Origin of the sequence: Streptomyces adustus (genome assembly GCF_009377175.1) — a bacterium.
Classification (GTDB): Bacteria; Actinomycetota; Actinomycetes; order Streptomycetales; family Streptomycetaceae; genus Streptomyces; species Streptomyces adustus.
Genome location: NZ_VJZD01000313.1, coordinates 1 through 9,836, shown reverse-complemented (window position 1 = coordinate 9,836; position 9,836 = coordinate 1). Strand labels below are relative to the sequence as shown.

Below are 9,836 nucleotides of genomic sequence, written 5' to 3'. Positions count from 1 at the left end.
ACTCACCCGTTCGCCACTAATCCACCCCGAAGGGCTTCATCGTTCGACTTGCATGTGTTAAGCACGCCGCCAGCGTTCGTCCTGAGCCAGGATCAAACTCTCCGTGAATGTTTACCGGTAATCCGGTTGACACACACGAGAGCGGTGCAAGAGGAGGAATGATCCTCTCGCACACAGCGTCCTCGCTGTGATTTTTCAAAGGAACCTCGCCCCAGCCGATCGGCCGGAGACGGGGTATCAACATATCTGGCGTTGATTTTTGGCACGCTGTTGAGTTCTCAAGGAACGGACGCTTCCTTTGTACTCACCCTCTCGGGCTTTCCTCCGGGCTTTTTCCCTTCGGTCTTGCGTTTCCGACTCTATCAGACCTTTTCGCGATCCGATTCCCTGTCGGCGGGATTTGCCTGGGGCCTCTTCGCTTTCGCTTGTCGGCCTTTCGACATTCACTACGTTAGCCGATTCGCTCCGCAGCTCATAATCGAGCTTTCGCGAATCCGAATTCGAACATGCAGGCACGCCGAATTCGACCCCGTCAGAGGTGGTCGCAGGTAGTGGGTTGGCCACTCCCGGTTGCTGGCGATTGCCATATCCGGTTCAGCGGCTCGGGCTACATTACGCACCCTGTGGGGGCGAGTCAACTTGGGTGGCGCCTCGGCGTGTGGGCCCGACAGGGGCTCACGGTCGGATCGCCGGCCCCCCGGGATCGCCGAGCGAGCAGGCGAGAGGGCATGTGTGCGTGCCGTCCGGTGCGCGAGGCAGGCCGAGGGCGGTGGGCAGGCGGGCTCGGCCTTTGGCCGGTTCCTTCTCGCATCCGGCTGAAAGTCGACGTTTGCACACTGGCTCAGGCCTCACCGGACGGCTTGGCTCTCGGACTCAGTCGGTAGGCCGAGACTGTCGGGTCATCGGCCAGAAAGAAGCGGTGCTGCCAGTCGTGAGCTTTGCTGACACCCACCCGAGGGCCGATGCGGACGAGCGCGGCGGGCACCGGCTCGCCCTCGGAGAGTGCGACCGAGGCACCCCCCAACAGGTCTGCGCCGTTGTGCTCGGCCGTGATGCCGAGCGCCTGGCAGAAGTTCCCCGGGCCCCGCGCGAGGCGTGCGGTCTCGACCTTCGCCCCTCGTCGCCTGCGTGCCAGGTCCTCCCCTTCGACGACCCGGCCCGCGCGGATGAGGACGGCCGAGGCGTCACCCTCGGTTCCGGTGACGATGTTGGCGCACCAGTGGAGCCCGTGGGACCGGTAGACGTACAGATGTCCCGCGGGCCCGAACATCACGGCGTTGCGGGGTGTCCTGCCCCGGTAGGCGTGGGAGGCGGGGTCGGCCGGGCCGGAGTACGCCTCGGTCTCCGTGATGGCGATCCGCACGGTTCCCTCGGAGGTCTCGTGGGTGAGGACGGCACCGAGCAGCTCGGGGGCGACTTCTTCGGCGGGGCGGGCGAGGAAGCCGCCGAGCGGGTCGGGGGCGGCCTCCGGTACGGGCCGGTCGAAGGAGTCCCTGCCGGGGGGCGTACGGTCGGGGGTCGCGATCATGCCCTCCGAGCGTAGTGCAGACGGGGCGGTCCGACGGGGTGGTCAGGGAGCGCTCGCCTTGCCAGGGTGTGGGGCGCGGAACCGGTCGCGGCCGGATCGCGTGGGTAGGGGTCAGAGGTCCACACGTAAAGGGAGAGTCATGGGGTTCAAGAAGCTGCTCGCGAGTCTGGGGGCCGGCGGGGCCTCGGTCGAGACCGTGCTGACCGAGGTCAACGTCGTCCCGGGCGGCGTCGTCCAGGGTGAGGTGCGGATCCAGGGCGGGTCCGTCGACCAGCGGATCGAGGGGCTGTCGGTCGGGCTCCAGGCGAAGGTCGAGGTCGAGAGCGGAGACCAGGAGTACAAGCAGGACATCGAGTTCACCAAGGTGCGGCTCGGGGGTGCCTTCGAGCTCCAGGCGGGTGCCGTGCACGCGGTGCCGTTCGGGCTGGAGATCCCCTGGGAGACGCCGATCACGATGATCGACGGGCAGGCGCTGCGCGGGATGCACATCGGGGTGAGCACCGAGCTGGAGATCGCGCGGGCCGTGGACTCCGGTGACCTGGACCCGATCAACGTGCACCCGATGCCGGCGCAGAAGGCGATCCTGGACGCTTTCATCCGGCTGGGCTTCCGCTTCAAGAACGCGGACATGGAGCGCGGTCACATCCGCAACACGCGGCAGCGGCTCCCCTTCTACCAGGAGATCGAGTTCTACCCGCCGTCGCAGTACCGGGGGCTGAACCAGGTCGAGCTGAGTTTCGTGGCCGACGAGCACGCGATGGACGTCGTCCTGGAGATGGACAAGAAGCCGGGCCTGTTCAGCGAGGGCAGCGACACCTTCCGCTCCTTCCAGGTGGGCCTGCACGACTTCCACGGGACCGACTGGGCGGCTTACCTCAACCAGTGGCTGTCCGAGGTCGGCAGCAAGCGCAACTGGTTCTAGGCTCGGAGCCCAGCGCAAGGAAACCGATCAGGAGGTATCCAGGTGTCCGAGCTCAAGCGGCGGCCGCTCCCCCATGACTTCCATCCGCCCGTGCCGTCGTTCACGGTGACGAGCGAGGACGTCCAGGAGGGCGCGACGCTCAAGGACGCTCAGGTCCACGCGGCCGGCAACACCTCGCCGCAGCTGCGGTGGGAGGGCTTCCCGGCGGAGACCAAGAGCTTCGCCGTGACCTGCTACGACCCGGACGCCCCGACGGGCAGCGGGTTCTGGCACTGGACCGTGTTCGACATCCCGGCCTCGGTCACGGAGCTGCCCGCCGGCGCGGGCAGCGGCAAGTTCGAGGGACTGCCCGAGGGCGCCGTGCAGGTGCGCAACGACTACGGCACCAAGGACTTCGGCGGTGCCGCGCCGCCGCCCGGCGACGGCCCGCACCGGTACGTGTTCACGGTGTACGCGGTGGACCAGGAGAAGCTCGGTCCGGACGCGGACGTGTCGCCCGCGGTCGTCGGGTTCAATCTGCGCTTCCACGCGATCGCGCGTGCCCAGTTGATCGGTGAGTACGAAGTGCCCGCAGCAGTCTGAGCAGTCTGACGTTCATAGAACGTTTGCCCGCCTCTGGTCTTGGAAGTGATCAGAGGCGGGCACTTTTTATTGCGTTGTCCATCTCGGCGTGCCCGGCCAGAGTTGATCCAAGCCCGCCGGGGAGTGGGCCGGTGCGCATGGGAGGTGGGCTGGAATGCGAGACACGCTGGTACTGAACGCCAGTTTCGAGCCGCTGTCGACGGTGACGTTGAACCGAGCCGTCGTTCTGGTGCTCCAGGACAAGGCCGTCGTCGAGCAGGCCCACCCCGAACTGCGTATGCGCGGAGCCGCGGTCGACATACCCGCGCCCCGCGTGATCAGACTGTGCCGGTACGTACGGGTGCCCTTCCGAAGACAAGCCCCGTGGTCGAGGCGGGGTGTGCTGGTCCGGGACCGGCACAGGTGCGCGTACTGCGGGCGCAGGGCGACGACCGTGGACCACGTGGTGCCGAGGGCGCAGGGCGGCAAGGACTCGTGGCTGAACACGGTCGCCTCGTGCGCGGAGGACAATCACCACAAGGCCGACCGGACGCCGGAGCAGGCGGGTATGCCGCTGCTGCGGCAGCCGTTCGAGCCGACGCCCGCGGACGCGATGCTGTTGTCGCTGGGACACGAGGACTTCGACGCGCTGCCGGAGTGGCTGGGGCAGCCCGCCGCGTAGGCGCTCCGCGGAAGTCCGGTGCGTCGGCTGCGGGTCCGTCGTGGCCGGTCGCGCCGTTCCCCGCGCCCCCTTTGGGGCGCTGACTTCGCCGGAACCGCCCAGGGGCCGCACGCGAGACGGGGCCCACCTCCGTCGGGAGGTGGGCCCCGTCTCGCGTGCGGGTGTCGGCCGTCGGCCGATCAGTCGAGGGACGGCTTCTCCCGGCGCTCCGTGGCTCCGGCGGAGTTGCCCGAACCGCCGCCCATGGCACCGAAGTTGCCCATGGCGCCGGAAAGGCCCTTGAGGGCGTCCCCGATCTCGCTGGGCACGATCCAGAGCTTGTTGGCGTCGCCCTCGGCGATCTTCGGGAGCATCTGGAGGTACTGGTACGAGAGCAGCTTCTGGTCCGGGTCTCCGGCGTGGATCGCCTCGAAGACCGTACGGACGGCCTGGGCCTCGCCCTCCGCGCGCAGGGCCGCGGCCTTCGCCTCACCCTCGGCCCGGAGGATCTGGGACTGCTTCTCGCCCTCCGCGGTGAGGATCGCGGCCTGGCGCGTACCTTCGGCGGTGAGGATCGCGGCGCGCTTGTCGCGGTCGGCGCGCATCTGCTTCTCCATCGAGTCCTGGATGGAGGTCGGCGGCTCGATCGCCTTGAGTTCGACGCGGTTGACGCGGATGCCCCACTTGCCGGTCGCCTCGTCGAGGACTCCGCGCAGCGCCGCGTTGATCTCCTCGCGGGAGGTCAGGGTCCGCTCCAGGTCCATGCCGCCGATGATGTTGCGCAGCGTGGTGACGGTGAGCTGCTCGATGGCCTGGATGTAGCTGGCGACCTCGTAGGTGGCGGCGCGGGCGTCGGTCACCTGGTAGTAGATGACGGTGTCGATGTTGACCACCAGGTTGTCCTGGGTGATCACCGGCTGCGGCGGGAACGGCACGACCTGCTCACGCAGGTCGATGCGGTTGCGGATCGTGTCTATGAACGGGACCACGATGTTGAGGCCCGCGTTGAGTGTGCGTGTGTAGCGGCCGAACCGCTCCACGATGGCCGCGCTCGCCTGTGGGATGACCTGGATCGTCTTGATCAAGGCGATGAAGACCAACACCACCAGAATGATCAATACGATGATGACCGGTTCCATCGTGGCTCCCCGTGCCTTTCTCCGCCTCGGCGCTTTCGGAAGATCTTATGGTTGTTGAAGATCTTGCTGGTCGAGTCTGACAGACCGTCGTGTGCCTCGTGGGGCGTTCCGGTCAGTTGCGTCGAGCGAGGTCAGATGACGATCGCCGTGGCTCCCTCGATGTCGACGACGTCCACCTCCTGGCCCACTTCGTAGGCACGGCCGGCGTCGAGCGAACGCGCCGACCAGACCTCTCCGGCGAGCTTGATACGGCCTCCGGAGCCGTCGACGCGCTCCAGGACGAGGGCCTGCTTGCCCTTCAAGGCGTCGATGCCGGTGGCGAGTTGGGGCCGCTGCGCGCGGTGCCGGTTCGCGATGGGGCGCACCACGGCGATGAGGGCGACCGAGACGACGACGAACACGAGGACCTGGACGACGACGCCGAAGCCCAGTCCGGCCGTCACGGCGGCGGCGACCCCGCCCACGGCGAACATGCCGAACTCCGGCATCGCGGTCACCACGAGCGGGATGCCGAGCGCTGCCGCGGCGACGAGCCACCACACCCATGCGTCGATGTCGTTCACACGGCCATGGTAGGTCCGCGAGACCGGTCACCGACAGGGCGCCCAGGGGTACTTGGGGGCTGCTTCAGGTTTTCGGCGCCTCAGTTCATCGGCAGGCCGTGCGCGGTCCAGCGGTCGCCGACCTGCTCGACGAGGAGCGGGAGGCCGAAGCAGAGGGAGAGGTTGCGGGAGGTGAGTTCGAGCTCCAGCGGGCCCGCGGCCAGCACCTTGCCCTGGCGGATCATCAGGACGTGGGTGAAGCCCGGGGCGATCTCCTCGACGTGGTGCGTGACCATGATCATGGAGGGGGCGATCGGGTCGCGGGCCAGTCGGCCGAGGCGGCGGACCAGGTCCTCGCGGCCGCCGAGGTCGAGGCCGGCCGCCGGCTCGTCGAGCAGCAGCAGCTCGGGGTCGGTCATCAGGGCGCGGGCGATGAGGGTGCGCTTGCGCTCGCCCTCGGAGAGGGTGCCGAACTTCCGGTCGAGGAACTCGGTCATGCCGAGGCGGTCGAGGAAGGCGCGTGCGCGCTGCTCGTCGACGTCCTCGTACTCCTCGTGCCAGGCGGCCGTCATGCCGTACGCGGCGGTGAGCACCGTCTGGAGGACGGTCTGCTTCCTGGGGAGCTTGTCGGCCAGGGCGATGCCCGCCACGCCGACGCGCGGGCGCAGCTCGAAGACGTCGCTGCCCGGCTTGCCCAGCGTCTCGCCGAGCACGGAAACGGTGCCCGAGCTGGGGAAGAGGTAGGTGGAGGCGATGTTCAGGAGGGTCGTCTTGCCGGCACCGTTCGGGCCGAGGATGACCCAGCGCTCGCCTTCCTTGACCGACCAGGAGACCTGGTCCACGAGAGCCCGGCCCTCACGGACCACGGATACGTCCTGAAGTTCCAGAACTTCGCTCATGAGCGCGTTGTCTCCCCTTGCAGTGTGGCCGGTCTCGGCGTCTCGGCTGTCGCGTGCGCCGGTGGGCGCAGCCCTCAAGGAAATCTACGCCACCGGCTGCCCGCTTCATTCCATCGGTCCGGTCCTTAGGGTGGAGGCATGCTCTCGGAACCGCGCTCTGGACGCCTTGCCGCTTGGGGAAATGCCCTTTTGGCCGGACTTGTCTCTCCTGATGACGCCGTGCTCGCCGTCGTCGGGGAGGACGCCGTGCACCGGGTGGAGGGACTGCCCGGCGAATCGGGGCCCGTCGGGCTGACGCTGGCGCTGGGGCGGCTGCGCAGACTGGGCGTGACCGGACTGCTGGTCGCGCTGCCCGCGCCGGGGCATCCGCTGGGGCTGAGCGGGCCGCCCGAGTTCAATGCGCGGGCGCTGGAGGCCGAGGAGGCGGTGGTCTGCCACGGGGCCGCGCTGGGGCTCGTGCCCGAGGTGTACGAGGCCGGGCCCGCCGGTGACGTGCACGTCGAGGTGGTCTGGCACTGTCTGCCGGTGCGGGAGGCTCCGCCCGCGGACGTGCCGTCGCTGGGCGAGGCGGAGCGGGAACTCGCCGAGGCGCTGCGCGAGGCGACGGCGGTTCTCTCCCGGCTGGATGTCGCCGGGTCGGGGCCGGTGGCGGAGGCGGCGCTGGACGCGTACCGGGCTCGGGCCGAGCGGGGTCGGGAGGTGCTGGCACCGGGGTATCCGCCACGGGCGGTGCGGGTGTTGGAGCTGGCGCAGCGGGTGGGGCTGTTGGTCGCACTGGCTCACGAGAGGGGGCACGGGGGCGCGGTGAGCGCGTCCGAGATGGGCGCGCGGACCCAGGCCCTGCGCCCGGTGGAGCGGACGGCCCGGCGGGCGCAGGTAGCCGCGTACAACTCCATCGTGGAGGAGCGGGAGCGCGGCGCACGCTGAACGCCGGCCACGGGTGACCGACGCTCGGAGGTGCCCCGGGGCCTGGGGCCCTGCCCCGGCACCTGCCTCTGGCCCGCCGGACCGGCGGAACGGTCGGACAGCCCGGGACGCGTCCGGGCGGACCGGTGGCGGTCGGAGCGGGCGGGGTGGCGGCCGTCGGGTCGGCCGTGTGGCTCGGGCTGGGGCCTGTCCGGCCTCCCGGGGAGGCCGGGAGGCCGGAGGGCGTTGCCGTGGGGGCGGCGGGGTCAGTGGTTGAGGCCGAGGTTGCCGAAGGCCGGGTTCAGCAGGCCCACGACGTTCACGCTGTTGCCCACCACGTTCACGGGGATGTGCACCGGAGCCTGGACGACGTTGCCCGAGACGACGCCGGGCGAGTTCTTGGCCTCGCCGCCGGCCCACGCGCCGTCCGTCGCGGAGGCCATGCCGGCTCCCGCGGCGATCAGCCCGCCGGCCACCATCGTCACGGCCGCCGCCTTCTTCAGGTTCTTCACTTCTGGTCCCCTCCTTGTGGTCACCACGGCAGTCGCCGCAGCACGCACTGGAGAACGGCGGAGATCCACGAAGGATGCGCCGTCCGGGGGACATTCCCACGACGGTATGAATCTCAGACCGGAGCGGAACCTTTCCGGAACATGATCGAGAGCTCCCGGACTGTGGTCGTACTAGCTGGCCACCCCATGGCGTACGGCCCACAGCGCGGCCTGGGTGCGGTCGGCGAGGTCGAGCTTCATCAGGATGTTCGAGACGTGCGTCTTGACGGTCTTCTCGGACAGGACGAGGGCCCGGGCGATCTCACGGTTGGACCGGCCGTCCGCTATCAGGCCCAGCACCTCGCGCTCCCGGTCCGTCAGCGACCCGCCCCTGCCCTGGGGGGAGTTGGTCTCCTCCTGGGACAACAGCGCGGCCGCGACCTCGGACTGGAGCAGGACGTGGCCCGCGTGCACGGACCGGATGGCCGCGGCCAGCGCGTCGGGGTCCACATCCTTGTACACGTAACCGGCGGCGCCCGCGCGCAGGGCCGGGACCACGGTGCGCTGTTCGGTGAAGCTGGTGACGATCAGCACGCGCGCGGGGTTGGCCAGTTCGCGCAGTCTGCGCAGGGCCTCCACGCCGTCCATACCGGGCATCTTGACGTCCATCAGGACGATGTCGGGGGTCAACTCCTCGGCGCGGGCGACCCCTTCGGCACCGTCCGCGGCCTCGCCCACGACCTCGATGTCCTCCTGCACCTCCAGGAAGGTGCGCAGCCCTCGGCGGACGACCTGGTGGTCGTCGACGAGCAGCACTCTGATGGGATCAGCCACCGGGGACCTCCAGCTCGATCGTGGTGCCCTTGCCGGGCGCCGACTCCACCGTCAGGGTGCCGCCGACCCCGCTCGCCCGGTCCCGCATGGAGACCAGGCCCAGGTGGCGTCCCGCCTGTCGTACCGTCTGCGGCTCGAAACCGCTGCCGTCGTCCGTGACGCGCAGCACCGCACCGCAGCCGTGGCGGCCCACCGTCACGTCCACGTGCGCCGCCCCGGAGTGCCGCAGGGCGTTGTGCAGGGCCTCCTGGGCGACCCGGAGCACGGCCTCCTCCTGGGCTGCCGGGAGCGCGCGGAACTTGTGGGCGGTGAAGGTGACGCGTGCGGTGTGGGCGCGGTCCAGGACCTGCGTCTGGGTGCGGAGCGTGGCGACCAGGCCGTCCTCGTCCAGCGCGGCGGGGCGCAACTCGACCACCGCGGCGCGCAGTTCGTCCGTCGCCTCGGCGGCGAGCGCGGCCACCTGTTGCAGCTCTCCCTTGGCGCGGGCGGGGTCGCGGTCGACCAGGGCCGCGGCCGCCTGCGCGGTCAGGCGCAGCGAGAACAGCTTCTGGCTCACCGCGTCGTGCAGTTCGTGGGCGAGCCGGGAGCGCTCCTCGACGATGGTCAGTTCGCGGCTGCGCTCGTAGAGGCGGGCGTTGGTGAGGGCTATGGCGGCGTGCTGGGCGAGGATGGAGAGCAGTTCCTCGTCCTCCCGCGTGAAGCCGCACCCGTCCCCCGGCGCGCAGTCCGCGGCCCGTCCGTCCGTCGACCGTCCGTCCGCCGGCTCCCCGTCCTCCGGGCGTCCGCGCGCCGGGCGCAGTTTGTTGGCGAGGAAGAGCGCGCCGATGACCTCGTCGCCGTCGCGGATCGGCAGGCCCAGGAAGTCCGACAGCTCGGGGTGGGCGTCGGGCCAGCCCTCGAAGCGGGGGTCCTTGCGCACGTCGGCGAGGCGCTCGGGGCCGGTCTCGTGGAGCATCGCGGCGAGGATGCCGTGCTGGCGCGGGAGCGGGCCGATGGCCTTCCACTGCTCGTCGCTGACGCCGTCGACCACGAACTGGGCGAAGCCGCCGTGGTCGTCCGGGACGCCGAGGGCGGCGTACTGCGCGTCCAGCAGTTCACGGGCCGAGGCGACGATCGTCTTGAGGACGTCGCGCACCTCCAGGTGCCTGCTCATGGCCAGCAGCGCGGCACTCACCGCGACGAGGCCGGACCGGGGGCCTTGACTCATGACCTCACGGTACCGGCGGGGTACGACAGCGGGATCGGTCCGGCGGCGGTCCCGGCCGGGCCGGTGGGCCTACGTCCGAGGTCCCGGGTCCCGGTCCCGAGGTTTCGGCTCCTTGTCCCGAGGCCGGCGGCCCCCCGCCCCCGCCC

11 protein-coding genes and 1 rRNA gene are annotated in these 9,836 nt (G+C 70.1%); 4 read left to right on the top strand and 8 right to left on the bottom strand.

Translation table 11 applies throughout. From position 1 onward, the window contains the following. Together FNH09_RS41405 and FNH09_RS41395 are read right to left on the bottom strand one after the other, a co-directional pair. Window positions 1-108, bottom strand: a 16S ribosomal RNA gene (locus tag FNH09_RS41405); the annotation flags it as partial. A gap of 733 nt (window positions 109-841) precedes the next feature. Continuing rightward, complete coding sequence (locus tag FNH09_RS41395; RefSeq protein ID WP_152895020.1) at window positions 842-1,528, bottom strand: DNA-3-methyladenine glycosylase; 687 nt, start codon at window positions 1,526-1,528, stop codon at window positions 842-844. Between the two features lie 139 nt (window positions 1,529-1,667). Between FNH09_RS41395 and FNH09_RS41390 the strand changes: the two genes are divergently transcribed. From FNH09_RS41390 to FNH09_RS41380, 3 genes are all read left to right on the top strand, one after another. Further along, entirely contained in the window at window positions 1,668-2,450 is a 783-nt protein-coding gene (locus FNH09_RS41390) for a sporulation protein (protein ID WP_152895019.1), read from the top strand. 42 nt (window positions 2,451-2,492) lie between these two features. Beyond that, window positions 2,493-3,032: a YbhB/YbcL family Raf kinase inhibitor-like protein gene (locus FNH09_RS41385; RefSeq protein WP_162469874.1), complete on the top strand. Its 540-nt coding sequence runs from the start codon at window positions 2,493-2,495 to the stop codon at window positions 3,030-3,032. A gap of 154 nt (window positions 3,033-3,186) precedes the next feature. Continuing rightward, window positions 3,187-3,693 (top strand): HNH endonuclease, encoded by a 507-nt coding sequence (locus FNH09_RS41380; protein WP_152895018.1) that lies wholly within the window; start codon window positions 3,187-3,189, stop codon window positions 3,691-3,693. A 179-nt stretch (window positions 3,694-3,872) separates the two neighbouring features. Here the strand turns inward: FNH09_RS41380 and FNH09_RS41375 are convergent, their stop codons facing one another. The 3 genes from FNH09_RS41375 to FNH09_RS41365 all read right to left on the bottom strand — a co-directional run bounded on the left by FNH09_RS41375 (window position 3,873) and on the right by FNH09_RS41365 (window position 6,252). Continuing rightward, the gene (locus tag FNH09_RS41375) at window positions 3,873-4,811 is read right to left on the bottom strand and encodes an SPFH domain-containing protein (RefSeq protein WP_152895017.1); all 939 of its coding nucleotides are present in this window, start codon (window positions 4,809-4,811) and stop codon (window positions 3,873-3,875) included. Window positions 4,812-4,942: 131 nt separating this feature from the next. Beyond that, complete coding sequence (locus FNH09_RS41370; RefSeq protein ID WP_162469873.1) at window positions 4,943-5,374, bottom strand: NfeD family protein; 432 nt, start codon at window positions 5,372-5,374, stop codon at window positions 4,943-4,945. An 80-nt stretch (window positions 5,375-5,454) separates the two neighbouring features. After that, window positions 5,455-6,252, bottom strand: a complete 798-nt coding sequence (locus tag FNH09_RS41365) for an ABC transporter ATP-binding protein (RefSeq protein WP_152895016.1) — start codon at window positions 6,250-6,252, stop codon at window positions 5,455-5,457. 138 nt (window positions 6,253-6,390) lie between these two features. Here FNH09_RS41365 and FNH09_RS41360 point away from each other — a divergent pair, with 138 nt between their 5' ends. Then, window positions 6,391-7,179 carry a hypothetical protein gene (locus FNH09_RS41360; protein ID WP_152895015.1) on the top strand — a complete coding sequence of 263 codons (789 nt, stop codon included), beginning with the start codon at window positions 6,391-6,393 and terminating at the stop codon, window positions 7,177-7,179. A gap of 245 nt (window positions 7,180-7,424) precedes the next feature. Here the strand turns inward: FNH09_RS41360 and FNH09_RS41355 are convergent, their stop codons facing one another. The 3 genes from FNH09_RS41355 to FNH09_RS41345 all read right to left on the bottom strand — a co-directional run bounded on the left by FNH09_RS41355 (window position 7,425) and on the right by FNH09_RS41345 (window position 9,690). Continuing rightward, on the bottom strand, window positions 7,425-7,670 hold the full coding sequence (locus tag FNH09_RS41355) for a chaplin family protein (protein WP_162469872.1): 246 nt from the start codon (window positions 7,668-7,670) through the stop codon (window positions 7,425-7,427). A gap of 171 nt (window positions 7,671-7,841) precedes the next feature. Next, window positions 7,842-8,483 carry a response regulator gene (locus FNH09_RS41350; RefSeq protein WP_162469871.1) on the bottom strand — a complete coding sequence of 214 codons (642 nt, stop codon included), beginning with the start codon at window positions 8,481-8,483 and terminating at the stop codon, window positions 7,842-7,844. After that, window positions 8,476-9,690 carry a GAF domain-containing sensor histidine kinase gene (locus tag FNH09_RS41345; protein ID WP_152895014.1) on the bottom strand — a complete coding sequence of 405 codons (1,215 nt, stop codon included), beginning with the start codon at window positions 9,688-9,690 and terminating at the stop codon, window positions 8,476-8,478. The genes FNH09_RS41350 and FNH09_RS41345 overlap by 8 nt, the downstream gene beginning before the upstream one ends. Between the last annotated feature and the right edge of the window lie 146 nt (window positions 9,691-9,836).